Below are 25,228 nucleotides of genomic sequence, written 5' to 3'. Positions count from 1 at the left end.
CGACGGCACCTTCGAGCGGGCCGTCGGCCTGCTGCTGCTCGCGCTCGAGCCGCAACGCGCGCCCATGCCCGCCCCCCGCTGGAGTGACCGCTGCCCGTCGCATCATGCTCCGGCGTGGGCGCCGGCGTGCCGTTCGGCAGCCCGCCCGATCGGCAGCGCGGGTTCGCCGCTCCCGGCCGCGAACATGCGCCGCACGATCGGCCGGAACGGCCTCGACAGCATCACCCCGGTCATCGCCCGCGAGATCGCCGCCCCGAACCGGCTCGCGGGGACCATGCGCTCGATGCCGCCGCCGGGGATCCGCTTGCCCAGCTCGGCGAACGGGGCGATGTCGGCCGCGTAGTGGGCGAGGGCGTCGGGCAGTGCCTCAGGGTCCTCGGTGATCCGCTCGGCGAGCAGGTAGGCGCCGATGATCGCCGTCGCCGTGCCCATGCCCGTCATGGGCGACCCGCACGACGCCGCGTCGCCGAGGAGGGCGACCCGCCCCTTCACCGGTTCGTCGAGGTCGATGCGCACGAGTTCGTCGAAGTAGAAATCGGATGCCCCGGGCATCGCGCGCAGGATGGTCTCGGCGTGCCAGCCGGCACCCTCGAGCGCCCGATGGATGAGCGCCTCCTGCGCGGCGCGGTCGCCTCGGAGGCGGGGGTCGCGATCGACCCGCAGCGTGACGATCGCCTTGGAGGTCGCGGGGTCGAGGTCGGGTCGGAGACCGAAGGTCGCGCCAGGCACGAAGCGCATCGCGAACCAGCCGGGCTCGAGGTCGGTCGGAGTCGGCAGGGTGAAGAACGCGGCGTACCCGCCGAGCGGGGTCGCGTACAGCTCCTCGGGCCCGACGGCGAGGCGGCGGGTCGCCGAGTGCACGCCGTCCGCGCCCACGACGAGGTCGAACGAGGCGGATCCGGCGTGCTCGAATTCGACGTCGACCCGCCCGGTGTGCTGCTCGAGCGCGGTGATGCGGTCTCCGTAGCGCAGTTCGACGAGGCCGGGGGAGGCCGCCGCCGCCTCATCGAGCGCTTCGCGAAGCACCTCGGCGAGGTCGCCGCGGGCGATCTCGATCTCGGCGACGGCGCCCTCGCCGTCGAAGTCCTCCATCGACATGCGGCCGAATGCGCGGCCCCGGCCGTCGACGTAGGCCATGCCGAGCTCGTGCACCCGGCGCGGCTCGATGCCGGCCATGAGCCCCATGCGTTCGGCGACCTCGCGGCTCGCGCCGCGCAGGTCGACGGCCTGGCCGCCGGGCCGGGGAGCGTCGGCGCGCTCGACGATCGTCGAGCGGATGCCGCTGCGCGTGAGCTGCAGTGCAAGGGCGAGGCCGGCGATGCCGGCGCCGGAGACCAGGACGTGCGGTGAGGAGGTGGTGGTCATCGTGGTGTCCCTTCCGAATGAAACAAATGTCTAATACAGATGTCTAACAGGTGAGTGAGACGTTTGTCTAGCACGAATGTCTAAGAGGGCGGCTACCATGGTGCCATGGGCAATCGTGAAGACCTGCTGGCCGGCGCCCGCCGGGTGATCGTCGAACGCGGCGTCGCGAAGGCGACCGCGCGCGACATCGCCGCGGAGGCGGGGGTGAGTCTCGCCGCGATCGGCTATCACTTCGGTTCGAAGGAGGCGCTGATCACCGCGGCGCTCGCCGAATCGCTCAGCGACGGCATCGGCGACGGCATGGAGGCGGTCGTCGGCGAGACGGCCGGGATGCCGCTCGTCGACGGCTTCGCCGCACTCTGGAACCGCATGCCCGAGGTGTTCGCCGAGAATCGCGAAGCACTGATCGCGAGTCTCGAGAACACCGTCCGGGTGCTGCGCGACCCCGAGGCGACGAGCGGCCTTGCGGCCGCGGTGGGGGAGGGCTACCTCGGCATCGCCGAGCAGTTGCGCGAGAACCGGCCCGAGCTGTCGGCCGCCGACGTCGATGCGATCGCGAAGCTCGACTTCGCGCTCGTGCAGAGCCTCGGCATCCTCTGGCTCGTCGACCCCGAACGGCTGCCGAGCGGCGACGAGCTCGCCCGCGCGATCTCGGCCATCGCGGGCGAGTAGCGAGCGTCAGCCCGCGGGCTCGGCCTCGTGCGTTGGGCAGGTGGTCGAGTCGCACGACGCACACAGGACGAACTCGACGTCGCACGAGGCATCCGTGCAGTTGACGGTGCGATTCGTCGCGTCGCCGCAGCGCGCGCATTCGCCGACGAGAGCGGCGTGGTCGCTGAAGTCGATCGAGCCGCGGCCGTCGAAGACATAGAGCGAGCCCTGCCAGAGCCCGTCGTCGCCGAAGCGCTCGCCGTAACGGACGATCCCGCCGTCGAGCTGGTAGACCTCCCCGAACCCGCGACTCACCATGAGGCTCGAGAGCACCTCGCACCGGATGCCTCCGGTGCAGTAGGTGACGACCGGGCGCCCCTTGAGCTCGTCGAACTCGCCCGAGTCGAGCAACCGCACGAAGTCGCGCGTCGTCTCGACGTCGGGCACGACGGCGCCCTGGAAACGGCCGATCGCGGCCTCGAGGGCATTGCGGCCGTCGAAGAAGGCGACCTCGTCACCCCGCTCGGCGACGAGTTCGTGCAGCGCTTCGGGGGTGAGCCTCGTACCGCCGCCGACGACGCCCGCGGCGTCGACCGCGAGTTCGCCGGGTGCGCCGAAGCTCACGATCTCGTCCCGCACCTTGACGCTGAGCTTCGGGAAGTCGAGGCTCGCACCCGACTCGTCGAGGCCGGTGCCCTCGCTCCACTTGAAGTCGATGTGCTTGAACGCGGGGTAGTCGCGAGTCGAGCGCACGTAGCGCTTGAGGGCGCGCAGCTCGCCGCCCAGGGTGCCGTTCAGGCCGTCCTTCGAGATGAGGATCCGCCCGCGCAGTCCCAGCGAGGCGGCGAGATCGCGCTGCCAGAGCCGCACCGCGTCGGGGTCGGCGAGCGGCGTGAAGGCGTAGTAGAGGAGGATCTTGGCGATCGGCACCACGAGAGTCTACGAGCGGATGCTCCGCGCTCGCCGTGTGCGCTCCGGCATAGGCTGGAGGCATCCGTCGAGAGGAACGCCGATGTTCGATCACGACCCGTACGCCGCGTTGCAGGCGCTGAAGCCGATGGCCGAGTTCTCGCTCGAGAGCGCTGACCTCGTCGACGGCGCCGAAATGCCGCTGCCGTTGCGCGCCGCGGGGCCCGGCGCGGGCGATCGTTCGCCGCAGCTGTCGTGGTCGGGGTTCCCGCCCGAGACGCGGAGCTTCGCTCTGACGTGCTTCGACCCCGATGCGCCGACCGGTTCGGGATGGTGGCACTGGGCCGTCGCGAACCTGCCGGCCTCGGTCACGAGCCTCGACGCCGATGCGGGTGAACCGGGCGCACTCAAGCTGCCCGCGGGCGCGCTCGTGCTGCCCAACGAGGACGGGGAGCGGCGCTACGCGGGCTCGGCGCCGCCGCCGGGCACCGGCGTGCACCGCTACATGTTCGCCGTGCACGCGCTCGACGTGCCGCGGCTGACGATCGACCCGGAGGCGACGCCGGCGAACCTCGCGATCCAGTGCTTCTTCCGCGGCATCGGCCGTGCGGTGCTCGTCGGCACAGCGGTGAATCCGGCCGACGCGTAGCCGCGCATCCGGTCGCCCCTGGGAGCTCGGTTCGCCGCCGTTCTTCCGCGGGGAACTCTGGGCGCGTGACGTTCTTCGTTTTGAGTGGTGCCGGTTCCCCCTCATCGGGGAGTGGGGGCGTGAGGTTCTTCGTTTTGAGTGGTGCCAGTTCCCCCTCATCGGGGAGAGCGGCCGGAGCCGCCGGACATGGGCCCGTTCAGAGGAGAAGCCGGGAAGGGATGGCTGCGCTCGCCCTCGGATGAGGGGGAACTGGCACAGCACGAAATCGAAACGTCGCAGGGGGAAGTCGGCGGTGGGGCGGTGGGGCGGTGGGGCGGTGGGGCGGCGGGGCCGTTGGGCAGAGGGCAGGGGGCAATGGGCAGGGGCAGCGGGTGGGCAGGGGGCAGTGATCAGGGGGTGTGCGGCGATGCCCTGCGCGGGCTTGACTGGGATGAGCACCCGCGGGCTGCGATCTTCCCGAATGAGGGGGAACTGGCATAGCTCGAAACGGAAACGCTCGCCGCAGGCCGGCCGGGACGGGTCACTCGCCCTCGGCGTCATCGAGCCACTTGCCGGGTTCGAATCCGCGACGGCCCTTGCGCCCCGCTCGGTGCGGGTGCGGTGCGTTCCGGGTGCGCGGCGGGTGAGGCATCCTCGGCGCGCGCGATGGGTGTTCCGGTGGGAGGGGTGCGCGGTCGTTACCGAAGCCGTAGCGGTGATCCCAGAGGTTGAACAGCTCATCGACCGCCTGGTCGAGGCTGAGCATGAATTCCTCCTCGAGCAGGTAGAGCCGCTCCGTGCAGGCGGGGATGACCCTGACGACCTGCTGCTCGCGCAGGATCTTGAGGTGGTGCGACACGGCCGAGCGAGACACCTGGAATTCCATCGTGATGACGTCGGTGATCATGCCGACGGGGTGCGACCCGACGGCGAGTACTTCGACGATGCGTCGCCGGACCGGTTCGGCGAGGATCTCGAACGGATGCATCATGGCCGCAGGCTACGTGTGCGATTCACCACGCCGACGGGTCTCGGCACGCGTCGTGCGCACTGGGGCCACCCGTCCGTCTGGGGAGGAGCGGCGCGCGTCAGTGCTTGTTGCCGCTGAGCGCGAGCACGCCGCCGAGGCCGATCATCATGACGCCGCCGGTGGCCGAGAGGTGCTCGATGCGCCTCGGCGATCGGGCGAACCAGTTGCGGGCCGCGCTCGCGGCGAGGGCCCAGATCGAATCGCAGGCGAGGGCGAGCACGATGAAGACCATGCCGAGTTCGAAGAGCTGCATGGGAATTACCCCGGCTTCGAACGACACGAACTGCGGCAGCACCGCGACGAAGAAGGCGATCGTCTTCGGGTTCGTGACCCCGACGACGAAGCCCTCGCCGAGCTGCCGCCAGTGCGAGCGTGGGGCGACTTCGCCTTCGGCGGCGCGGGCGGCCTCCTTGCGGTGCCGGATCGCCTGGACGCCGAGGTAGACGAGGTAGGCGGCACCGGCGAACTTGATGATCGTGAACAGCACGACCGACTGCGCGACGATCGCGCCGACACCGAGGGCGACCGCGATGACGAGGGGCACCATGCCGAGCGCGTTGCCGACGACGCTGAGCAACCCCCGAGGCGCCCGAGGGCGAGCGAGCGGCCGATGACGAAGAGCACGCTCGGGCCGGGGATGACGATGAGCACGACGGAGGCGAGCACGAACGCCCAGAGGTTCTCGACGGGGACCATCTCGGAATCCTATTCGCGTTCTCCGCCGGGGCGATACGGTGGCAGGCGTGAGCGACCACATCTCCGCGAGCGTGGCCGACGGCGTCGGCCACGTCACGCTCGACCGACCCCAGGCGCTCAACGCGCTCTCGTACGACATGATCCGCGCCCTCGCCGAGGTGTTCGAGGCCTGGCGGCACGACTCGGAGGTCGCGCTCGTCGTGCTCGACGGCGCCGGCGAACGCGGCTTCTGCGCCGGCGGCGACATACGCGAGCTCCACCGCTACGCCGTGAATGACGACCACGCGGAGGCCCGCGAGTTCTTCCGTGCCGAGTACCGGCTGGATGCGGCGATCGCCCGCTACCCGAAGCCGGTCGTGGCCATCATGGACGGCATCACCATGGGCGGCGGCATCGGCCTCGCCGGGCACGCCTCGGTACGCATCGTCACCGAGCGCTCGCGCATCGCGATGCCCGAGACCCGCATCGGCTTCACACCCGACGTGGGCGGATCGTGGTTGCTCGCGAAGGCGCCGGGCGAACTCGGCGTGCACCTCGCCCTCAATTCGCGCACCATGGACGCGGCCGATGCCCTGCACGCCGGCTTCGCCGACGCCTTCGTGCCCTCCGAGCGCATCCCGCACGTGCTGCAGGCGCTCGCCGAGCGCGCCGACCCCGGCAGCCCCGCCGAGATCGTCATGCTCTTCGACGAGACGCCGGGCCCGTCCGCGCTCGCGCTCTCGCGCGACTGGGTCGACGCCTGCTACTCGGCGCACACGGTGACCGAGATCATCTCGCGACTGCGCGCCCACGCGCACCCAGGGGCCGCCGAGGCCGCCGACGAGCTCGAGGCGCTCTCGCCGACGGCCCTCACGGTGACCCTCGAGTCGGTGCGGCGGGCGCGAACCCTGCCGAACCTCGAGGCCGCGCTCGAACAGGAGTTCCGGGCGGTGACCTGGTTCATCGAGCAGCACGACCTGCGCGAGGGCATCCGGGCGCAGGTGATCGACAAGGACCGCTCGCCCCGGTGGGACCCGCCCGAGCTCGGCGAGGTGCCCCCCCGCCTCGCGGCGAGCGTGCTCGACGAGGCGCGCTTCGGCCCCGTCTTCGACGAGATGAATGAGTCCGATCGCATTCAGCGGCCGTAGGCGCTGAGCTGGCCGTTGCTCGTTTCGGGGGTGCTTTCCCGCAGACCTCGGCACGGAATCGCGGCACCATCTTGCGGGTAAGCACCCCCGAAACGGTGTGGTTCACACGCAGGGCGTCGCTACTCGACCACCGGTGCGGCAGGCGCCGCCTTCGCGAGCGCCGCCTCGAGCGCGACCCACGCGAGCATCGCGCACTTGACGCGCATGACGTACTTCGAGACGCCGTGGAACGCGATCGCGTCGCCGAGCAGCTCTTCGTCGGGTTCACCTGTCCCCTGCGAACGCAGCATAGCGCGGAACCCCTCGATGAGCCCGCCGACCTCGTCGACCGGGCGTCCCACCGCGAGCTCGGCGAGCGTCGACGCCGAGGCCATCGAGATGCTGCAGCCGTCGCCCTGCCACGCGAGTTCGGCGAGGCGCACGCCATCGTCGTCGAGCTTCACCCGAACGGTGATCTCGTCGCCGCACGTCGGATTGAACTCGTGGTGCTCGGCGTCGGCCCCGTCGAGCGGCCCGTCGCCATTGCGACGCTTCGCCTGGTCGAGGATGATCTGCTGGTACAGCCCCTCGAGCCCGCTCATGCGATCACCGCCGCGACCTCGTCGGCGACGCCGAAGAAGCTCCGCACTTCGCCGAGGGTCGCGACGAAGCGGTCCATCTCGTCGGCGGTCGTGTAGACGTGCGCACTCGCGCGGGTCGTGGCGGTGATGCCGAGTGCACGGTGCAGGGGCTGCGCGCAGTGGTGGCCGACGCGCACGATGACGCCGGCGTCGTCGAGGAACTGCCCCACGTCGTGCGCGTGTACCCCGTCGACGGCGACCGAGACGAGGCCGGCGCGCGGCGAGCCCGCGGGCGGCCCGATGAGTCGCACGCCCGGCACCTCGGCGAGCTGCACGGCGACCCGCTCGGCGAGCGAGCGCTCGTGCGCCGCGACCGCGGCCATGCCGAGCGACTCGAGGTAACGTACCGCCTCGGCGAGGGCGACGACCTGCGACACCGGCTGGGTGCCGGCCTCGAAGCGGTGCGGCGCCGGCAGGAACTCGGCCGAATCGATCGTCACGCGCGTGATCGTCGAGCCGCCGGTGCGTGCGGGAGGAAGTGCGTCGAGCAGTTCGGCGCGACCGTAGAGCACGCCGATGCCGTTGGGGCCGAGCATCTTGTGCCCCGAGAACGCGGCGAAGTCGACGCCGAGCGCGCCGAGATCGCTCGGCAGGTGCGGCACCGACTGGCAGGCGTCCAGCACGACGAACGCGCGCGGCGAGCGTTCGCGCACGAGCGCGACGACGTCGGAGACGGGTGCGAGGTACCCGGTCACGTTCGACACCTCGGCGATCGCGACGACGCGCGTGCGCTCCGAGAGCTCGGCGGCGAGCGCGTCGACCGACCAGAGCCCGCGTTCGTCGATGCGCACGGCCCGGAGGCGCGCGCCGGTGCGTGCGGCGAGGCGCTGCCACGGAATGAGGTTCGCGTGGTGCTCGGCCTCGGTCACGACGATCTCGTCGCCGGCTTCGAGGGCGAACCGGGATGCCTCGGGCCCGCCGAGTCCGGCCGAGGCATCCGCCATGCCGAGCGCGACGATATTGAGCGCGTCGGTGGCGTTCTCGGCCCAGACGATCTCGCGCTCGCCGGCGCCGACGAATCGGGCGACCGTGGCGCGGGCGTCCTCGAAGAGGGTCGTCGAGCGGCCGACGGCGGCGCTCGCACCGCGGTGCACGGGGGCGAGGTGCTGCTCGAGGTACTCGCGTTCGGCGTCGAGCACGCGAGCGGGGCGCTGGGCGGTCGCGGCCGAGTCGAGGTACGCGACCGGCGCGCCGCCGTCGGGTCGGGCGCCGTAGGCGGCGCCGTCGGCGAAGGCGGGGAAGTCGCGGCGGAGGTCGGTGACCGCGCGCTGCCCGATGGTGTCGAGGTCGCTGGTGCTCATCACTTCCATCGTCCCACGCGCAGCGGTGCCGGAGGCCGGTCACGGGAGATGTCCAGCCGCGGGCATGCCGCGACGCCCGACGGTCGAGAACGGTACGATGTATACACCAAGCCACATACAAGTGGCGGATCGCGCGCCTGAGTGCGTGAATGTATACATAAGAGTGAGGGGGGTCGATGCGAGCGAGTGAACGCGCGTACCGCGCACTGCGCGAGGAGATCCTCGACGGCGCCCTCGAGCCCGGCGCCGCGCTCGCCGAGGTCGAACAGGCGAACCGGCTCGGCGTCTCCCGCACCCCGGTGCGCGAGGCGCTCGCCCGGCTCGAGGCCGACGGGCTCGCGACCGCCGCCTCCGCGCGAGTGCTCCAGGTCTCGGCGCTCGACGCCGCGAGCATCGTCTCGCTCTACGAACTGCGCGAGGCGCTCGAAGGCCAGGCGGCCCGCCTCGCCGCGGGCCGGCGCGAGCCCGAGCGCTTCACCGCGCTCCGCAAGCGGATCGCCGGCGCCCCCGAGCTGCTCGACTCGGGCGACGAGGGCCTCCGCGCCTACTACGGCGCCGTCGACGCGCTCGACGACGAGATCGAGTCGGCCGCCGCGAACGCGATGCTCGGCGCGGCGCTCCGCAGCGTCCGCCTGCACTCGGCCCGGGTGCGCCGGCTCGCGCGCCACCATCCCGAGCGGCTCCGCGCCGCGGCATCCGAGCACCTGCTCATCGTCGATTCGATCATCGCCGGCGATGCCGACCTCGCGGCCCATGCCACCCATGTGCACCTGCACCTGAGCCTCCGCCATGCGCTCGCCTCGATCGAGGCTCGTCACCCCGACGGCCACCGCGTAGCCTGACCGATGGAACACTTCAGAAAGGTCCACCCCATGCAACTCCACCACGTGCGCACCCACCGCAGCGACGAGAACCTGACCCGAGAAGGACAGCTCGCCTGGAAGCTCGCGGGAGTCGCGACCGACCCGGTCGAGCTCGACGACGACGTGGTCGACATGGTGGTGAACCGGGTGATCGACAACGCCGCCGTCGCGGCGGCGGCGATCGCCCGCCGGCCCGTCGTCTCCGCGCGCAGCCAGGCGCTCTCGCACCCGGTCTCGATCGGCGGCGACGGCGCGACGGTGTTCGGCGCCGACGCGGCCCGCCGCACGAGCCCCGAGTGGGCCGCCTGGGCGAACGGGGTCGCCGTGCGCGAGCTCGACTACCACGACACCTTCCTCGCCGCCGAGTACTCGCACCCCGGCGACAACATCCCCCCGATCGTCGCGGTGGCCCAGCACCTCGCGCAGAGCCGTGGACTCACCGGGCGCGACGTCGTGCGCGGCCTCGCGACGGGGTACGAGATCCAGATCGACCTCGTGAAGGCGATCTCGCTGCACAAGCACAAGATCGACCACGTCGCCCACCTCGGCCCGTCGGCCGCCGCGGGCATCGGCACGCTCCTCGGCCTCGACCAGGAGACGATCTTCCAGGCGATCGGGCAGGCGCTGCACACGACCACCGCGACCCGTCAGCCGCGCAAGGGCGAGATCTCGACGTGGAAGGCGCACGCCCCCGCGTTCGCCGGCAAGATGGCGATCGAGGCCGTCGACCGCGCGATGCGCGGCGAGACGAGCCCGGTGCCCATCTACGAGGGCGAGGACGGCGTCATCGCGTGGCTGCTCGACGGGCCGGATGCCTCGTACGAGGTGCCGCTGCCCGATGCGGGCGAGGCGAAGCGGGCGATCCTCGACTCGTACACGAAGGAGCACTCGGCCGAATACCAGGCGCAGGCGTGGATCGACCTCGCCCGCAAGCTCCACGACGAGTACCCGCTCATCCTCGACGCCGAGCACATCGAGTCGATCACGCTGCACACCTCGCACCACACGCACTACGTGATCGGCTCGGGCGCGAACGACCCGCAGAAGTACGACCCCGACGCCTCGCGCGAGACGCTCGACCACTCGATCCCGTACATCTTCACCGTCGCGCTGCAAGACGGCGCGTGGGACCACGAGACCTCCTACTCGCCCGAGCGCGCCCACCGCGCCGACACGGTCGAACTGTGGCGCAAGGTCACCACCGTGGAGGACCCCGAGTGGACGCGCCGCTACCACTCGCTCGACATCGCCGAGAAGGCCTTCGGCGGCCGCGTCGTCATCAAGCTCGCCGACGGCGGCGAGATCGTCGACGAGATCGCGGTGGCCGACGCGCACCCGCTCGGTGCCCGGCCGTTCGCCCGCGAGCAGTACGTGCACAAGTTCCGCACCCTGGCCGAGTGGGCCGTGACGCCCGACGAGATCGAGCGGTTCCTCGACCTCGCGCAGCGTCTGCCCGAGCTCTCGCCCGACGAGCTCGGCGGGCTCACCTTCACGGTCGCGCCGGGTGCGCTCACCGGAGTCGAGATCCCCGAGGGGCTGTTCTGATGCGACCCCCCGGTCGAGTAGCGAAGCGTATCGAGACCCCCGGAGGAGCGTGCTGATGCTCTACTCATCTCTTCCCGCGCACGAGAAGCGGCGCCTGTTTCGCGAGCGGCTCGCGACCGGCCAGATCATGCGGTTCCCGGGGGCGTTCAACCCGCTCTCGGCGAAGCTGATCGGCGAACGCGGCTTCGAGGGCGTCTACATCTCGGGTGCGGTGCTGAGCGCCGACCTGGGGCTGCCCGACATCGGGCTCACGACCCTCACCGAGGTCGCGGGCCGAGGCAGGCAGATCGCCCGCATGACCGAGCTGCCCGCCATCATCGACGCCGACACCGGCTTCGGCGAGCCGATGAACGTCGCCCGCACGGTGCAGGAGATGGAGGACGCCGGCCTCGCCGGCCTCCACATCGAGGACCAGGTCAACCCCAAGCGCTGCGGGCACCTCGACGGCAAGCAGGTCGTCGACGACGAGACGGCGCTGCGCCGTATCCGCGCGGCGGTCGACGCGCGCCGCGACCCGAACTTCCTCGTCATGGCGCGCACCGACATCGCCGCCGTCGACGGGCTCGAGGCCGCGGTCGACCGGGCGAAGGCCCTCGTCGACGCGGGCGCCGACGCGATCTTCCCCGAGGCGATGCGCTCGCTCGAGGAGTTCGCGGCGATCCGCGCCGCGGTCGACGTGCCCCTCCTCGCGAACATGACCGAGTTCGGCAAGAGCGAGCTGTTCACCGTGCAGCAGCTGGCCGACGTCGGCATGAACATCGTCATCTGGCCGGTGTCGTTGCTGCGGCTCGCGATGGGCAGCGCGATGCGCGGACTCGACGAGCTCGAGGCATCCGGTTCGCTGACCGCCCGCCTCGGCGAGATGCAGCACCGCACGGAGCTCTACGATCTGATCGACTACGAGGGCTACAACCACTTCGACACTTCGATCTTCAACTTCACCGTCGCACGCTGACGCCGAACGCAAGGGAGCACCAATTGGCCGAGCAGGAGATCTACAAGGGCCTGGCCGGTGTGCCGGTCGACTACACCGCCGTCTCGAAGGTCAACCCCGACACGAACTCGCTGCTCTACCGCGGATACCCCGTGCAGGAGCTCGCCGCCTCGTGCACCTTCGAGGAGGTCGCCTACCTGCTCTGGTACGGCGAGCTGCCGAACGACGAGGAGCTCGGCGCCTTCGAGGATCGCGAGCGGTCGCTGCGAGGGCTCGACCACGACGTGAAGCGGATCGTCGACGAGCTGCCGCTCACGGCCCACCCGATGGACGTCGTGCGCACGGCGGTCAGCGTCATCGGCGCGAGCGACCCGGCGACGCCCGACGACTCGCCCGAGGCCAACCTCGACAAGGCCATCCGGCTGTTCGCGAAGCTGCCCTCGATCGTCGCCTACGACCAGCGCCGCCGCCACGAGCTCGAGTTCGTCGAACCACGCGACGACCTCGGCTACTCGGCCAACTTCCTCTGGCAGACCTTCGGCGAAGCGCCCGAGCTCGAGGTCGTCACCGCGTTCGACGTGTCGATGATCCTGTACGCCGAGCACTCGTTCAACGCCTCGACGTTCACGGCGCGCGTGATCACCTCGACGCTCTCCGACCTGTACTCGGCCGTGACCGGCGCGATCGGCGCGCTCAAGGGCGCACTGCACGGCGGCGCGAACGAGGCCGTGATGCACGCGTTCGACGAGATCGGCGCCGGACCGGGCGGCGCCGAGCGTGCGGTCGCCTGGCTCGACGAGGCGCTCGCCTCGAAGCGCAAGATCATGGGCTTCGGGCACCGCGTCTACAAGAACGGCGACTCGCGGGTGCCGACGATGCGCGATGCGATGGAGCGCATGGTCGAGCACTACGACCGCGCCGAGCTGCTCGAGCTCTATGTCGCGCTCGAAGCGGCGATGGGCGAGCGCAAGGGCATCAAACCCAACCTCGACTACCCGGCCGGCCCCGCCTACCACCTGATGGGCTTCGACACCCTGACGTTCACGCCGCTGTTCGTGGCGTCGCGCATCACGGGGTGGACGGCGCACATCATGGAGCAGTCCGCCGCGAACGCGCTCATCCGCCCGCTGTCGGTCTACAACGGCGTCGATGAGCGGCACGTGCCGGTCAAGGACTGAGCCGTGTCGCACGTCTTCCTCGAGATGACGATGACCCTCGACGGCTTTACGGCCGCTCCGGGCGTGAGCCTCGAGCACCCGCTGGGGCTGGGCGGCGAGCGGGTGAACGAGTGGATCCACAACTCGGTGTTCGACGGAACCGTCCCGCGCGGCGACAGCGACGGCCTCGTCGACACGGAGCCAGCACGCGTCGACCGGGAGGCCGCGGAGCGGATGTTCGAGTCGACCGGCGCATTCGTGCTCGGACGGCGCACGTTCGACGTCGGCGAGTCGCAGTGGGGCGACGCACCGGTGTTCGGCGGACGCCCGTGCTTCGTCGTCACGAGTCGCGATCGTGAGCCGCTCGAGCGGGGCGGGTCGCGGTTCGAGTTCGTCACCGGGGGCGTCGCCGAGGCGATCTCACGTGCGAGCGACGTCGCCAGCGCGGCCTCGGTGTGCGTCATGGGCGGTGCCGAGGTCGCGCGCCAGGCGCTCGCCGCGGGCCTCGTCGACGAGGCGCGGCTGCACCTCGTGCCCGTGCTGCTCGGCGGCGGGTCGCGGCTCTTCCCCGACTCGGCCGCTCGCCGCGTGGAGCTCGTGCCGATCAGCGTCGCCCAGGGCGCGAAGGCGACGCACCTGCGCTATCGGGTGCTGCACCCGCCCGCAGTCGTGGATGGTCCTCCGGAGGGTCCTCCGGATGGCACGTTCGGGTGATCCCGCCTCGACCGCCGGGGCACGGGGTCGATCTGGCGGAGGCGACCACATGACCACATGACCACAGGTGGGGCGACCAAATGACCACTTGACCACACCTGCGGCAGAGGTGAAGGCGCCCTCGCAGGGACTTCTACACGACGAGGAGCCCGATCGGCGAGGTGTTCATGAGCCGGGCGCCGTCGTCGCCGACCACGACGATGTCCTCGATGCGCACCCCGAACCGGCCCGGCAGGTAGATGCCGGGCTCGATCGAGAACGCCATACCGGGTTCGAGCTGGCGGGTGTTGCCGGCGACGATGTACGGGTGCTCGTGCACCTCGAGCCCGATGCCGTGGCCGGTGCGCGTGATGAAGTACTCGCCGTAGCCGGCCTGCTCGATCACCTCGCGGGCGGCGCGGTCGATCGACTCGGCCGTCGCCCCGGGCCGCACGGCGTCGACGGCGGCGCGCTGCGCCGTGCGTACGAGCTCGTGCACCCGCGCGAACTCGGGGTCGGGCTCGCCGCCCGCGACGAGGTAGGTGCGGGTGCTGTCGGAGTTGTACCCGGCCGGGTTCGGGCCGCCGATGTCGACGACGACGGGATCACCGGCCCGGATGACCCGGTCGGCGGCTTCGTGGTGCGGCGACGCGCCGTTCGGGCCGGATGCGACGATGACGAAGTCCGCCGTGCGATGCCCCTCTTCGACGAGAGCGGCGGCGATGTCTGCGGCGACCTCGTTCTCGGTGCGGCCCGCTCGCAGCCATTCGCCGATGCGCCGGTGCACGCGGTCGATCGCGGCGCCGACCGAGGCGAGCTCGTCGACCTCGGCGGGCTGCTTGCGCATGCGAAGCTCGGACATGAGTTCGCCGGCCGGCCGCATCCGCAGCTCGGGCCGGGCCTGCTGCAGCCGGAAGGCGTGCAGGTAGGGCAGGTGGTCGTCGACGGCGACGGTGCCGATCGCGGCGCCTGCGGCAGTGGCGCCCGCATCGAGCGCGCTGAGCAGCACCGCATACGGATCCTCGCCGTCGAGCCAGGTCACGAAACGCACCCCGGCGACCTCGGCCGGGCTGCCCTCCCAGCCGCCGCGTTCGAGGGCGGGCAGGATCATGACCGCTTCATGCGGGGCGCTCACGGGCACCGCGAGCAGCGTGAGCCGCTCGTGCGAGGGCACCGAGTGCCCGACGAGGTAGGCGAGATCTGGGCCCGGAGCCACCAGCACCACGTCGATGCCCGCGTCTCGGGCGGCATCGGCGAGGCGGCGGAGGCGGTCGGTGGTCGTGGCTGCGGTCGGCATGCTCGGAGTCTACGGCGGGCCGCTCGCTGCCCGTCGGCCACAAGTCGGGCGCGAGGCATCCGGCCCTTCGTTGTCAGGATCGACGGAATCTCGAGACGCACCGCGATCTCGGCCTACAGTCGTGGATCATGCACATGTTCTTCCGCACGATGCTGCATCTGGTGCTCGCCCGCTTCCGCTCGCGGCTCGGCCACGGCGACGTCGCCCGCACGAACTTCATCACGCTGCCGACCGACCTCGACATCCTCAACCACATGAACAACGGGGTCTACTTCTCGATCATGGATGTCGCGCGGTTCGAGATGCTCGTGCGCAACGGCGTCTGGCAGCTCATGCGCGAGCGCGGCTGGTACCCGGTCGTCGCGAGCGAGACGATCACCTTCCGCAAGTCGTTGAACCCCTGGAACCGGTTCACGATCGAGTCGCGCATCGTCGGCCACGACGACAAGGCGGTCTACATGGAGCAGCGATTCGTCCGGCCGGATGCCACGGGCGCGCCCGAGATCTACGCGACGGGGCACATCCGTGCGCGGTTCCTGCGCAAGGCGGGCGGCACCGTGCCGATGACCGAGCTCGTCGAAGCCTTCGGGGTCGAGGGTTTCGACGGCATCCCCGAGTGGATCGAACGCTGGGGGCAGGATGTCGCGCTGCCCCCGATGCGCGCGGCGGCGCCGTCGATCTGGGACTGAGCCCGTGCAGTGCCGGCTCTGCGACCGTCCCGGGGGTGCTTTCCCGCAACACCACGACTGAGTCAGCTGCCCAGCTTGCGGAAAAGCACCCCGGGAAGCTTCTCGGAGCGCGCGGCGCGTGCGGAGCGGCGCTAGCTCCGCGCCTTCATCGGGACCACGACCTCTTTAATGATGAGCAGGATGCCGGCCGCCACCGGAATCGCGACGAGCGCTCCGGGCAGGCCGGCGAGGGTGCCGCCGGCGAGGGCCGCGATCAGCACGATCGAGCCGGGAACCTGCACGGCCTTACTCATCACCTTCGGGGTGAGGATGTACGCCTCCACCTGCATGTAGACGAGCATGCCGACGAGCACGATGAGCGCGGCGACCGGTGAGACGAAGAGCGACAGCACGGTCATCACGGCCGTCGTCAGCACCGTGCCGATGAGCGGGATCAGGGTGATGAAGAACGCCGCGACCGAGATGACGAGCGCGAAGGGCACCTGGGCGACGGTCAGCAGAATGAGGCTGTACAGGGCGTTGAAGAACGCGAGCACGACCATCCCGCTGAGGTAGCGGCCGACGTTCTGCATGATCCGCTCGGCATACCCGACGACCCGCTCGCGGTGCGAGGCGGAGATGAGCGTGTAGATCGCGGCCTTCGACGGGTCGAGCGTGGCCGTGAAGTAGATGGTCAGGATGAAGACGAAGAACGCGCTCGACAGGCCGCCGAGGAGGGCGAAGCCGAAGTTGAGCGCGCCGCCGCCGATCGTGGTCCAGAACGTGGGGTCGCTGATCGTCTCCACGATCCACTCGTAGATCGAGCCGACGACGCCGCCCGAGCCGTTCACCGCGTCCTGGTACCACTGCTGCTGCTGCAGATTCTCGTACGCCTGGGGCAGCGATCTGACGAAGGCGACGGCCTGGCCGATGACGAGCGGCAGCACGAGCCAGAGCATGCCGACGATGACCAGTACGAAGAGGATGATGACGGTCAGGATCGCGAGGCCGCGCTTCATGCCGCGCCGCTCGAACCAGCGCACGAGCGGGTCGAGCCCGAGCGTGATGAACGCCGCGGCGAGCACCGAGAACACGACGCTCGACATGCTCGCGAACGCCGCCGCGATGCCGAGCGCCACGACGACGCCGAGCGTCGCGACGAACGCCCACTGGAAGGGGCGGTTCGCCATGAAGTCGGCGGCGCGGCCGACGCCGGGCGTCTCGGAGGCGGTCTCGTGCGCGCGGCGCTGGATCGGGTTCACCGCGCCAGTCTAGGGCTGGCAGAGTCGACATGGCGGATGCCGCGTGGCCGAGGCATCCGCGATGCTCGACCGGCGACGCTCAGCCCTTCGCCGCATCGGGAACCTTCAGCTCGCGGTAGTGGGGCGAGAAACCGGGGTAGTAGACCTCCCAGACGGGCAGTTCCGCACCCGAGCGCGCGGCGGCGAGCCGATCGAGGTAGAAGTCCCAGCCGGGCCCGATGCTCGCCGCGTCGGCCGCGTCTCTCACGCGCTGGCCGAGGGTGAGCGTCGTCATGCCGCCGCCCTCGACGAGGTGGCAGAACACGCGCACCCCCGTCGGGCCCGAGCCCGAGTCGGCCGTGAAGCTGTGCGGCGCGCGGCATTCGAGGATGGAGACGTTCATCCACTCGGCGCCCTCCTCGCTCATCTGGAAGCGGACGCCGCCCGTCGACGGACTGCCCGTGTACGTGCCGATCCACCCCTTCATCGCGTTGGGGTTCGTCAGGCTGAACCACACGTCTTCGATCGGCGCGTGGAACAGGCGGTCGAACTGCAAGTACAGGCCGTCGGCCTTCAGCACGTAGTGTCCGGTCGGTTTCGCGGTCATCATCGCCCCCACTCGCTCGTGACTTTCAGGCTAATCCGGGCGGGTGCCGAGCACTAGAGCCGCGCGCGCGAACGACTAGAGTCGGAGCATGAGTTCCAAGGGGACGGCGCGCGTGGCGCACGAAGAAGCGATGGATGTCACTGACGGCAAGTCCGGCCTGTGGGGTTGGCTCGTCGGCCTGATCGTGCTCGCGCTCATCGCCGTGCCGCTCTCGGCCTCCTTCGCGTTCGCGACGCACCCGCACTCGCAGCAGTTGTTCGCCGGTCGTCTCGAAGAGGTCGGAAACGGCGCCTACCAGGCCTTCTGGTGGATCGTGACGCTCTTCCTCGTCGCCCTGCCGATCCTCGTCGGCTACGTGGTGGCGAAGCTCTCGGCGAAGTCCCTCGCGGTCGCCGGTGCGATCATCGCGCTGTTCGTCATCGCGATCCTGGTGCTCGGCCAGCTCTTCGTCTTCTAGGCGAACCCCTCGAGCACGGCCATCGCGGCGTTGTGCCCGCCGATGCCGCTGACGCCGCCGCCGCGCACCGCGCCCGATCCGCACAGGAGAATGCGCGGATGCAGCGTGGCGACGCCCCAGCGTTCGGCCGGCGTCGTGAGCGGTGCGCCGGGCTCGGCCCACGGCCACGACAGCGGACCGTGGAAGATGTTGCCGCCGGGCATCCGCAACGCGGCCTCGAGATCGAGCGTCGTCCTGGTCTCGATGCAGGGGCGGCCCGAGGCATCCGTCATGATCACCGATTCGACGGGTTCGGCGAGCACCGAGTCGAGTGAATCGATGACCGCCTGTTGCAGCAGGGCGCGCAGTTCGTCGTTGCCGTGGCGCTCGAGCAGGCGGTGCGGCACGTGCAGGCCGAAGACGGTGAGGGTGTGCGCGCCCGAGGCGGCGAGCTCGGGCGACAGGATCGACGGGTCGCTCAGGGTGTGGCAGTAGACCTCGCAGGGGAGGGGCGAGGGGATGCCGCCGCGCACCGCCGTCGCGTATGCCGCGTCGAGTTGGGTGGCGAGCTCGTTGATGTGGAGGGTGCCCGCGAAGGCCTGCTCGGGGGCGACCTCGGTGTCGTGCAGGCGGGGGAGCCGGGTGAGCAGCAGGTTCACCTTGACCTGCGCGCCCTCTGGGGCGTGCAGTGCCCGCAGGCGCTCGCGGACGACGGGCGGTACGGCGCTCGTGCGGGTCTCGGCCGAGACATCCGCTGCGCCCGCCTCGAGGAGGACTTCGAGCACGGCGGGTGCGACGTTCGCGAGCAGTGTGCCCGCGCTCGCATGGTGTTCCTCGCCCGCGAGGCGGTAGCGCACCCTGCCGGCGGGGTCGATGCCCAGCACCTCGGCGCCGGTGACGAGCTCGGCCCCGGCCTCGCGCGCCGCGCGGGCGAGCTCGCCGCTCACCGTGCCCATGCCGCCGAGCGGCACGTCCCAGTCGCCGGTGCCGCCGCCGATCACGTGGTAGAGGAAGCAGCGGTTGGCGTCGAGCGCGGGGTCGTCGAGCGAGGTGAAGGTGCCGATGAGTCCGTCGGTCGCGACGACGCCGCGCACGAGGTCGCTCGTGAAGCGCGCGTCGATCGTCTCGCCGAGCGGGCGTTCGACGAATGCGCGCCAGACGTCGTCGTCGCCGACGAGCGCGCGGGCCTCGGCGCGGGTCGGCAGCGGTTCGGTGAGGGTCGGGAAGAGCCGCTCGGCGATGCGGGTCGTGTCGGCGGAGAACGCCTGCCACGCCGCGGCGTCGGGTTCGGCGTCGATTCGGGCGAAGGCGGCGGCGGATGCTGCGGCGTCTGCCTCGTTGTCGATGAGCAGGCCGCGCGTACGATCGGCGGGCGTGTACGACGAGAATCGCCGGCGCACGAGCTCGACGTCGAGACCGAGATCGTCGATGATGCGCTGCGGCAGCAGGCTGACGAGGTACGAGTAGCGCGAGAGTCGCGCTTCGACGCCCGCGAAGGCCTCGGCCGAGATCGCCGCCCCGCCCAGGTGGTCGTCGCGCTCGAGGACGAGCACGTCGAGCCCGGCCCGGGCGAGGTAGGCGGCCGCGGTGAGGCCGTTGTGGCCGCCGCCGACGATCACGACGTCGTGGGCGGAGGGCGCGGGGGCCCCGGCGTGCTCGGTGCTGGGCATGAGTCGAGCGTAGGCGGTGGCGGTCCGACGGCCGAGCCGCCCCGGCTCAGTTCGCGCGGCGGCCGATGCCGATGGCGTCGCCGTCGCGGCCGACGAGGACGGTGCCGTCGAAGCCCTTCCGCGCCTGCCGCTTCCACACGTGGTCGGGCACATCGCGGATGCCGGCGGGCACGAGGTGGCTCAGCGCCAGCGTTCGGACGCCCGCGGCGGTCGCCACCTCGCCGACGCGATCGGACGCCGTGTGCGTGCGTGAGAACGTCTCGGCGAGACGGGGGTTGATGGCGGCGAAGTAGGGGTGGTCGTACACCTCGTGCACGAGGAGATCGGCACCCTCGGCGAGGCGGACCAGATTGCCCGACGGCGCGGTGTCGCCGCTGATGACGACCGAACCGTCGGCGGTGTCGAAGCGGTAGGCGAACGAGGGGAAGACCGGCGGGTGATCGACGAGGATCGCCGTGACCCGAACGAAGCCGTCGTCCATGACCTCGAACGGCTCCATCTCGGGCGCCCGGTTCGCCGCACTCGCGCCGATGTCGGGGAGGTCGATGTCGTGCGGGTCGAGCACGTTCCAGATGTCGGGCTTGCGGCTCTCGGCCATTCGGGTGTTGAGGTCGTAGGCGGTGGCGGCGACCGAAGCGCGGAGGAAGTCGGTGAGCCCGGGCGTCGGCGCGTCGGGCTGCTGGACCGGGGCTCCGGGCGCCTGGGGTGCGCTCCCTGCCGGGCCGGGGCCGTAGATGCCGACCGGTCGTGTGACGCTGCCGCGGGCGCCGGGGGCGCCGTAGTTCAGCCAGAACAGGTTGTACACCTCGGCCAGATGATCGGAATGCAGATGGGTGACGAACACCGACTGGATCTGCTCCATCGCGAGGCCCGCCCTCGCGTACGCCGTCACGGCGCCGGGCCCGAGGTCGACGAGGTAGGCGCGCTCCTCGACCAGCACGACGGTGCAGATGCCCAGGCGCCCGTCCTGCGGGGGCGGGCCCCCGGCGGTGCCGGCCAGCACGACGCGCGTGCGGTACCCGCGGGCCGTCAGCGGCGTCGCCGCAGCCGGAGCCGACCCGAGGGCGACGCCGCCGGCGCCGATCACGGCCGCGCCGGTGAGCATGCTGCGGCGGGTGAGCCCCGAGTGGGATGCGGATTCGAACGTCATCGGTCTTCTCCTTGATTCTGGATACGGTATCCGAAACAAGGTATCGGCAGCGGCCTGCTGTGGCAATGCGAGGCGGCGGGCCGCTCGGGCGGCACTACGTCACTGATTCGCCTGTGGTATCAGTGACGTAGTGCCCTTGCGGTGTTCTCGGCCGGGGTCGATACGGTGCATCGGCCGAGGCCGGCTCAGCTCGCTCGGCGCATCGCCCGCACGCCGACGAGCACGCCGATCGCACACGTCACGACCGCGGCGATCGCGCCGCCGATGACGGCGGGGTCGGCGAAGTCGCCCGCGAGCAGCGCCCGCTCGGCGCCGACCAGGTAGCTGAGCGGGTTCACCGCGGCGGCGACCTTCATCCAGTCCGGGCCGTCGTCGAGCGGCAGCAGCATGCCCGACAGGATCATCAGGGGGAACAGCAGGGTCTGGTGCACCATCCAGAACATCCAGTCGCGGTTGCGGCAGGAGAGCGCGAGCGTATAGCTCAGCGCGCCGAAGCCGATACCGAAGACGGCCAGGATCGCGAGGCCGAGGATGAGCCCCGCGACATCCACCGCGAAGCCGAAGGGCACCGCGACGACGACGACGATCGTGCCCTGGATGACGAGCGGCACCACCTCCTTGAGGGCGCGGCCGACGAGCAGCGCGCTGCGGGAGAGCGGGGCGACGAGCGTGCGTTCGTGCGACCCGGTCTGCATCTCGAAGAGCAGGTTCGCCCCGGTCGAGGCGGTGCCGAAGAGCGCCACCATCACGAGGATGCCGGGGACGAACCACTGCAAGGTGCCGGCGACGTCGCCGCCGGCGGCGCCGATGAGCAACGGCCCGAAGAGGCCGAGGAAGACGAGCGGCTGCACGAGCGAGAACATCACACTGAACGGGTCGCGCACGAGCGGCTTCGACTCGCGGACGAAGACGGCGGCGGTGTCGCGGACGAAGCCCGTCGGGCGGGTGGTGGTGGTGGTCATGAGGGTGGTCCTTTCGGTGGAGGTGGGTTGAGGAGGCGCGGAGCGCCGTCTCGAAACCGGGTGGGTTGAGGAGGCGCGGAGCGACGTCTCGAAACCGGGTGGGTTGAGGAGGAGCGGAGCGCCGCTCCTCAACCGACGAGGGCGGGCTCGGCGTGCGCCGCCTCGTCGCGGAGGCTGCGCCCGGTGAGCGCGAGGAACACATCGTCGAGGGTCGGCTGCCGATGGGTGGCCGCGGCGACCTCGATGCCGAGCTCGGCGAGCTCGAGGATGTACCGGGGCAGCGCGAGGTCGCCGCCGGGCGCCGTGATGTTCACCACGTGGGCGGAGGCACCCTCGGCCCCGCCGATCTCACCGCCGAGGCGTGCGGCGGCGGCCGAGGCATCCGTCGCGTTCTCGAAGGTGAGCGTGACCCGGTCGCCCGCGAGCGACCCTTTGAGGGCCCACGCGGTGTCGTCGGCGATGACCGAGCCGTGGTCCATCACCATGACGCGTTCGGCGAGCCGATCGGCCTCGTCGAGGTAGTGCGTCGTGAGGAAGATGGTGGTGCCGGTGGCCCGGCGCAGCTCGACGATGTGCTGCCAGAGGTTCGCCCGGCTGTGCGGGTCGAGCCCCGTCGACGGCTCGTCGAGGAAGAGCAGCTCGGGCCGGTGGATCAGCCCGAGGGCGATGTCGAGCCGGCGCTTCTGCCCACCCGAGAGCGACTGCACCGTGCGGTTCGCGACCTGTCCGAGCTCGAGCGACTCGATCAGCTCGGCGGCCCGGGTGCGCGTCTCTCGACGGCCGATCCCGTAGAACGCGCCCTGGGCATGCAGCTCGTCGCGCACGCGCTGGGTGTGCCCGCCCGAGCTGCCCTGGCCGACGTAGCCGATGCGGCGGCGTACGCCGGCGGGATCGCGGCGGACATCGCATCCGGCCACGACGGCGTCGCCGCTCGTCGGGGGAAGCAGAGTGGTGAGCATGCGAAGGGTCGTCGACTTGCCGGCCCCGTTCGGGCCGAGGAAGGCGACGAGTTCGCCTTCGCCGACGGTGAGGTCGAGTGAACGGACGGCCTCGACGGTCTGCCCCTTCGAGCGGAACGTCTTCGTGAGGCCCTGTGCGGTGATCATCTGGTTCGTCATGGGGCCAGTTTCTCGAGACATCCGGTCACTTTTCGTCCGCATTGGCGAGAGAATCGAGACATGGCCGCGACCACCTCGAGAACCCTCGAACTCCTCTCACTCCTCCAGAGCCATCGGCACTGGTCGGCGCGCGAACTCACCGGTCGGCTCGGCGTGAGCGACCGCACCCTGCGCCGCGACGTCGAGCGCCTGCGCGAGCTCGGCTACGGCATCGAATCGCTCCGCGGCAGCGCGGGCGGCTACCGGCTCGAAGCCGGAACGGGCCTGCCGCCGCTGCTGCTCAGCGACGACGAAGGGGTCGCGATCGCCCTGGGGCTCCGCTCGCAGGCGACCGCCGGGCTGCGCGGCGCCGAGCACACGACCCTCTCGGCGCTCGCGAAGATCGAGCAGGTGCTGCCTCCCGCGCTGCGTCGCCGCATCGAGGCGCTGCAGTCGCACACCGCGGTCGGGGCGGGCGGCGCGTGGAACCGTTCCGGCCGGCCCACGCCCGAGGTCGACGCCGAGCTCCTCGGCCTCCTCGCACTCGCGAGCCGCGACAGCGAGCGGCTGCGATTCAGGTACACGGATGCCACGGGCGCGGCCTCGGCGCGCGTCGTCGAGCCGTACCGGCTCGTGCCCGTCGCACGCCGGTGGTACCTGCTCGCGTGGGACCGCGAGCGACTCGACTGGCGCACCTTCCGGCTCGACCGCATCAGCGAGGTGTTCTCGACGCGCGTGCGCTTCGAGCCGCAGGAGATGAGCGAGGAGGCCGCCCGCGAGCGGGTCGAGCGTGCCGTGCGGCACCGGCGCCGCAGCATCCGCGCCCGTATCGTCGTGGAGCTGCCGCAGGCCGAGCTCGCCGAGCACCTCGGCTGGTACGGCCGCGAGGTCGAAGCGGTCGACGCGTCGCACTGCGCCTGGCCGATCGAGGCCGAGTCGGTCGAGGCACTCGGCATGGCACTCATCTGGCTTCCCGCGGGGGTGGCCTATCGCGTCGAGGACTCGCCGGAGTTGCGCGCGTACCTCACGGCGCAGGCTGAGCGGTTCGCCGCGGCGGCGAGGGCGTCGGCCTGATCGGTCGGCCCTCGAGCGTGCCACCGAACGCGGCGAAGAAGACCTCGAGCGCCGAGTCGACCTGGGCCTCGATCTCGGACGCCGACGGGATCGCCGTGTCGCCGAGCAGCATCGCGCGGTTGAGCGGCTCGCCCATGACCAGCCAGTTCAGCTGCGAGGCGGCGCGCTCGGGGTCGTCGATGCGCAACGCCCCGGCGTCTCGGAGTTCGGCGATGAGCGCGGCGAGCTTCACGATCGCGCGCCGCGGACCCTGCTCGTAGAGGGCGGCGGCGAGCTCGGGGGAGCGGGTGAGCTCGCCGATGACGAGCCGCCGCAGGCTGAGGATGCCCGGCGACATGACCGTCGTGAGCTGGGCGATCAGGAGCTCGCGCAGCACCGGCCGGGGGCCGTCGACGGAGTCGAGGGATGGTGAGACGGCGCGTCTGGCGGCGACGGTCTTCGCGGTGACGAGTTCGAGGAAGAGCGCGCGCTTCGAGCCGAAATGGCTGTACAGCGTCTGCTTGGCGACGCCGCACTCCTTCGCGATGGAGTCCATCGTCACCGACTCGTACCCCGTCGACAGGAACTGCCGCTCGGCCGCGCGGAGGGCGGCCTCGCGCTTCTGCCTGGAACTCGGACGCATGGGACGACCTCCTTGCAACATCATACCGACGGGTCTATATTCTGGGGTAACAAGACTCATCGGTCTAGAAAACGGGGCGATCATGTCACCGAAGTCAACGCTCGAGTCCGTACAGACGCGCGAAGGCGACCGCGTCGTGTTCGACCGCCACGGTGCGGTCGGCGCACCCGCGGCCCTCTTCATCCAGGGCGCAGGGCCCACCCGCGCCGACGATCCCGTGACCGCCGAGACCGCGCAACTGCTCGCCGCGCGGGGGTTCCAGGCGCTCGTGCACGACCGCATCGGCCGCGGTGAATCGCCCGCGGCCGGTCCGATCCCGCTCGAGCGCGAGCTCGACGCGATCGGGGCGCTCGCCGAATCGGCGGCCGGCCCGGTCGTGCTCGTCGGTCACTCCTCGGGTTGCGCGATCGCCATGCTCGCCGCGTCGCGGGTCGAGCGACTCGCGGGGCTCGTGCTGTGGGAGGCGCCGCTCGGCCAGTTCCCCGACGGCGCGCCGGCCTGGTGGGCAGAGGTCGAGCGGCATCTCGACGCCGGCGAACTCGAACAGGCCGTCGCCGCCTACATGGTCGACATGCCGCCCGAATGGATCGAGGAACTCCAGCGGTCGCCCGACTATCCCGGACTCGTGCAGAGCTGGATCCCCGACGGAGAGGCGCTCGCCGCCGTCGAATCGCGGGGAGCGGCCGCATCGATCGGTGAGCTCGAGGTGCCGGTGCTCGCCGTCGTCGGCGCCGAGACGTTCCCGGGCATGGGCGCAGCCGCCGACGCGATCGCCGCGGCGGCCCCGCACGGCCTCAGCGAAGAGCTCGCCGGCGCGTGGCACAGCTGGGATCCGGAGGCGATGTCCGCGCGGCTCGCCGTGCTGCTCGCCGGCTGAGACGGCGT

General features: G+C 71.1%; 25 protein-coding genes and 1 pseudogene. 12 read left to right on the top strand and 14 right to left on the bottom strand.

Annotation, left to right across the window (positions count from 1 at the left end; translation table 11 throughout):
• Nucleotides 1-102: 102 nt before the first annotated feature.
• Entirely contained in the window at nucleotides 103-1,365 is a 1,263-nt protein-coding gene (locus H516_RS19540; protein WP_022889611.1) for an FAD-dependent monooxygenase, read from the bottom strand.
• A 105-nt stretch (nucleotides 1,366-1,470) separates the two neighbouring features.
• On the opposite strand from H516_RS19540, the gene H516_RS0110145 reads away from it, so the two are divergent.
• Nucleotides 1,471-2,037 carry a TetR/AcrR family transcriptional regulator gene (locus H516_RS0110145; RefSeq protein WP_026378653.1) on the top strand — a complete coding sequence of 189 codons (567 nt, stop codon included), beginning with the start codon at nucleotides 1,471-1,473 and terminating at the stop codon, nucleotides 2,035-2,037.
• 6 nt (nucleotides 2,038-2,043) lie between these two features.
• On the opposite strand, the gene trhO is transcribed toward H516_RS0110145, so the two are convergent.
• A complete protein-coding gene (gene trhO / locus H516_RS0110140; protein ID WP_026378652.1) occupies nucleotides 2,044-2,946 on the bottom strand; it encodes an oxygen-dependent tRNA uridine(34) hydroxylase TrhO in 903 nt (300 codons plus the stop codon).
• An 82-nt stretch (nucleotides 2,947-3,028) separates the two neighbouring features.
• Between trhO and H516_RS0110135 the strand changes: the two genes are divergently transcribed.
• Nucleotides 3,029-3,574: a YbhB/YbcL family Raf kinase inhibitor-like protein gene (locus H516_RS0110135; protein WP_022889609.1), complete on the top strand. Its 546-nt coding sequence runs from the start codon at nucleotides 3,029-3,031 to the stop codon at nucleotides 3,572-3,574.
• Nucleotides 3,575-4,094: 520 nt separating this feature from the next.
• On the opposite strand, the gene H516_RS21345 is transcribed toward H516_RS0110135, so the two are convergent.
• Both H516_RS21345 and H516_RS20945 read right to left on the bottom strand, forming a co-directional pair.
• Complete coding sequence (locus H516_RS21345; protein ID WP_022889608.1) at nucleotides 4,095-4,544, bottom strand: ArsR/SmtB family transcription factor; 450 nt, start codon at nucleotides 4,542-4,544, stop codon at nucleotides 4,095-4,097.
• Nucleotides 4,545-4,641: 97 nt separating this feature from the next.
• Nucleotides 4,642-5,279 (bottom strand): annotated as a pseudogene (locus H516_RS20945) (LysE family translocator).
• Nucleotides 5,280-5,326: 47 nt separating this feature from the next.
• Here H516_RS20945 and H516_RS19525 point away from each other — a divergent pair.
• A complete protein-coding gene (locus H516_RS19525; protein ID WP_051138789.1) occupies nucleotides 5,327-6,406 on the top strand; it encodes an enoyl-CoA hydratase/isomerase family protein in 1,080 nt (359 codons plus the stop codon).
• A gap of 119 nt (nucleotides 6,407-6,525) precedes the next feature.
• Here H516_RS19525 and sufU read toward each other — a convergent pair whose 3' ends face one another.
• The gene (gene sufU, locus H516_RS0110115) at nucleotides 6,526-6,987 is read right to left on the bottom strand and encodes a Fe-S cluster assembly sulfur transfer protein SufU (RefSeq protein WP_022889606.1); all 462 of its coding nucleotides are present in this window, start codon (nucleotides 6,985-6,987) and stop codon (nucleotides 6,526-6,528) included.
• On the bottom strand, nucleotides 6,984-8,327 hold the full coding sequence (locus tag H516_RS0110110; RefSeq protein WP_022889605.1) for an aminotransferase class V-fold PLP-dependent enzyme: 1,344 nt from the start codon (nucleotides 8,325-8,327) through the stop codon (nucleotides 6,984-6,986). Before H516_RS0110110 ends, sufU begins: the two co-directional genes overlap by 4 nt.
• Before the next feature lie 176 nt (nucleotides 8,328-8,503).
• Here H516_RS0110110 and H516_RS0110105 point away from each other — a divergent pair, with 176 nt between their 5' ends.
• Genes H516_RS0110105 through H516_RS19520 form a run of 5 tightly spaced genes read left to right on the top strand, consistent with a single transcriptional unit; the run spans nucleotide 8,504 to nucleotide 13,540 of the window.
• Nucleotides 8,504-9,169 (top strand): GntR family transcriptional regulator, encoded by a 666-nt coding sequence (locus H516_RS0110105; protein ID WP_022889604.1) that lies wholly within the window; start codon nucleotides 8,504-8,506, stop codon nucleotides 9,167-9,169.
• 30 nt (nucleotides 9,170-9,199) lie between these two features.
• On the top strand, nucleotides 9,200-10,735 hold the full coding sequence (locus H516_RS0110100) for an MmgE/PrpD family protein (RefSeq protein WP_022889603.1): 1,536 nt from the start codon (nucleotides 9,200-9,202) through the stop codon (nucleotides 10,733-10,735).
• A gap of 55 nt (nucleotides 10,736-10,790) precedes the next feature.
• Nucleotides 10,791-11,690, top strand: a complete 900-nt coding sequence (prpB, locus tag H516_RS0110095; RefSeq protein WP_026378650.1) for a methylisocitrate lyase — start codon at nucleotides 10,791-10,793, stop codon at nucleotides 11,688-11,690.
• A 23-nt stretch (nucleotides 11,691-11,713) separates the two neighbouring features.
• Nucleotides 11,714-12,847 carry a bifunctional 2-methylcitrate synthase/citrate synthase gene (locus H516_RS0110090; RefSeq protein WP_022889601.1) on the top strand — a complete coding sequence of 378 codons (1,134 nt, stop codon included), beginning with the start codon at nucleotides 11,714-11,716 and terminating at the stop codon, nucleotides 12,845-12,847.
• Between the two features lie 3 nt (nucleotides 12,848-12,850).
• Nucleotides 12,851-13,540, top strand: a complete 690-nt coding sequence (locus H516_RS19520) for a dihydrofolate reductase family protein (protein WP_022889600.1) — start codon at nucleotides 12,851-12,853, stop codon at nucleotides 13,538-13,540.
• Between the two features lie 133 nt (nucleotides 13,541-13,673).
• Here H516_RS19520 and H516_RS0110080 read toward each other — a convergent pair whose 3' ends face one another.
• Nucleotides 13,674-14,816: a M24 family metallopeptidase gene (locus H516_RS0110080; RefSeq protein WP_022889599.1), complete on the bottom strand. Its 1,143-nt coding sequence runs from the start codon at nucleotides 14,814-14,816 to the stop codon at nucleotides 13,674-13,676.
• A gap of 128 nt (nucleotides 14,817-14,944) precedes the next feature.
• On the opposite strand from H516_RS0110080, the gene H516_RS0110075 reads away from it, so the two are divergent.
• Nucleotides 14,945-15,505 carry an acyl-CoA thioesterase gene (locus H516_RS0110075; protein ID WP_022889598.1) on the top strand — a complete coding sequence of 187 codons (561 nt, stop codon included), beginning with the start codon at nucleotides 14,945-14,947 and terminating at the stop codon, nucleotides 15,503-15,505.
• Nucleotides 15,506-15,636: 131 nt separating this feature from the next.
• Here H516_RS0110075 and H516_RS0110070 read toward each other — a convergent pair whose 3' ends face one another.
• Both H516_RS0110070 and H516_RS19515 read right to left on the bottom strand, forming a co-directional pair.
• On the bottom strand, nucleotides 15,637-16,746 hold the full coding sequence (locus H516_RS0110070; RefSeq protein ID WP_022889597.1) for an AI-2E family transporter: 1,110 nt from the start codon (nucleotides 16,744-16,746) through the stop codon (nucleotides 15,637-15,639).
• Nucleotides 16,747-16,825: 79 nt separating this feature from the next.
• Nucleotides 16,826-17,332 carry an SRPBCC family protein gene (locus H516_RS19515; RefSeq protein ID WP_169513515.1) on the bottom strand — a complete coding sequence of 169 codons (507 nt, stop codon included), beginning with the start codon at nucleotides 17,330-17,332 and terminating at the stop codon, nucleotides 16,826-16,828.
• An 88-nt stretch (nucleotides 17,333-17,420) separates the two neighbouring features.
• On the opposite strand from H516_RS19515, the gene H516_RS0110060 reads away from it, so the two are divergent.
• Nucleotides 17,421-17,789 (top strand): hypothetical protein, encoded by a 369-nt coding sequence (locus H516_RS0110060; protein WP_026378649.1) that lies wholly within the window; start codon nucleotides 17,421-17,423, stop codon nucleotides 17,787-17,789.
• Here the strand turns inward: H516_RS0110060 and H516_RS0110055 are convergent.
• The 4 genes from H516_RS0110055 to H516_RS0110040 form a co-directional block, all read right to left on the bottom strand.
• Nucleotides 17,786-19,438, bottom strand: a complete 1,653-nt coding sequence (locus H516_RS0110055) for a phytoene desaturase family protein (RefSeq protein ID WP_022889594.1) — start codon at nucleotides 19,436-19,438, stop codon at nucleotides 17,786-17,788. The two genes, H516_RS0110060 and H516_RS0110055, sit on opposite strands and share 4 nt — an antisense overlap.
• 46 nt (nucleotides 19,439-19,484) lie before the next feature.
• On the bottom strand, nucleotides 19,485-20,588 hold the full coding sequence (locus H516_RS0110050) for an MBL fold metallo-hydrolase (RefSeq protein WP_022889593.1): 1,104 nt from the start codon (nucleotides 20,586-20,588) through the stop codon (nucleotides 19,485-19,487).
• 185 nt (nucleotides 20,589-20,773) lie between these two features.
• Nucleotides 20,774-21,550, bottom strand: a complete 777-nt coding sequence (locus H516_RS0110045) for an ABC transporter permease (protein WP_022889592.1) — start codon at nucleotides 21,548-21,550, stop codon at nucleotides 20,774-20,776.
• 128 nt (nucleotides 21,551-21,678) lie between these two features.
• Nucleotides 21,679-22,668: an ATP-binding cassette domain-containing protein gene (locus H516_RS0110040; protein WP_022889591.1), complete on the bottom strand. Its 990-nt coding sequence runs from the start codon at nucleotides 22,666-22,668 to the stop codon at nucleotides 21,679-21,681.
• 60 nt (nucleotides 22,669-22,728) lie between these two features.
• On the opposite strand from H516_RS0110040, the gene H516_RS0110035 reads away from it, so the two are divergent.
• On the top strand, nucleotides 22,729-23,721 hold the full coding sequence (locus tag H516_RS0110035) for a helix-turn-helix transcriptional regulator (protein WP_022889590.1): 993 nt from the start codon (nucleotides 22,729-22,731) through the stop codon (nucleotides 23,719-23,721).
• Here H516_RS0110035 and H516_RS19510 read toward each other — a convergent pair.
• The gene (locus H516_RS19510; protein WP_022889589.1) at nucleotides 23,672-24,343 is read right to left on the bottom strand and encodes a TetR/AcrR family transcriptional regulator; all 672 of its coding nucleotides are present in this window, start codon (nucleotides 24,341-24,343) and stop codon (nucleotides 23,672-23,674) included. The genes H516_RS0110035 and H516_RS19510 overlap by 50 nt on opposite strands.
• A gap of 82 nt (nucleotides 24,344-24,425) precedes the next feature.
• Here H516_RS19510 and H516_RS0110025 point away from each other — a divergent pair, with 82 nt between their 5' ends.
• Complete coding sequence (locus H516_RS0110025) at nucleotides 24,426-25,220, top strand: alpha/beta hydrolase (RefSeq protein ID WP_022889588.1); 795 nt, start codon at nucleotides 24,426-24,428, stop codon at nucleotides 25,218-25,220.
• The last annotated feature ends 8 nt before the right edge of the window (nucleotides 25,221-25,228 follow it).

This window comes from Agromyces italicus DSM 16388 (genome assembly GCF_000421545.1).
GTDB classification, from domain to species: domain Bacteria; phylum Actinomycetota; class Actinomycetes; order Actinomycetales; family Microbacteriaceae; genus Agromyces; species Agromyces italicus.
The sequence above is the reverse complement of the archived record's forward strand: the minus strand, read 5'-3'. Positions and strand labels throughout refer to the sequence as shown.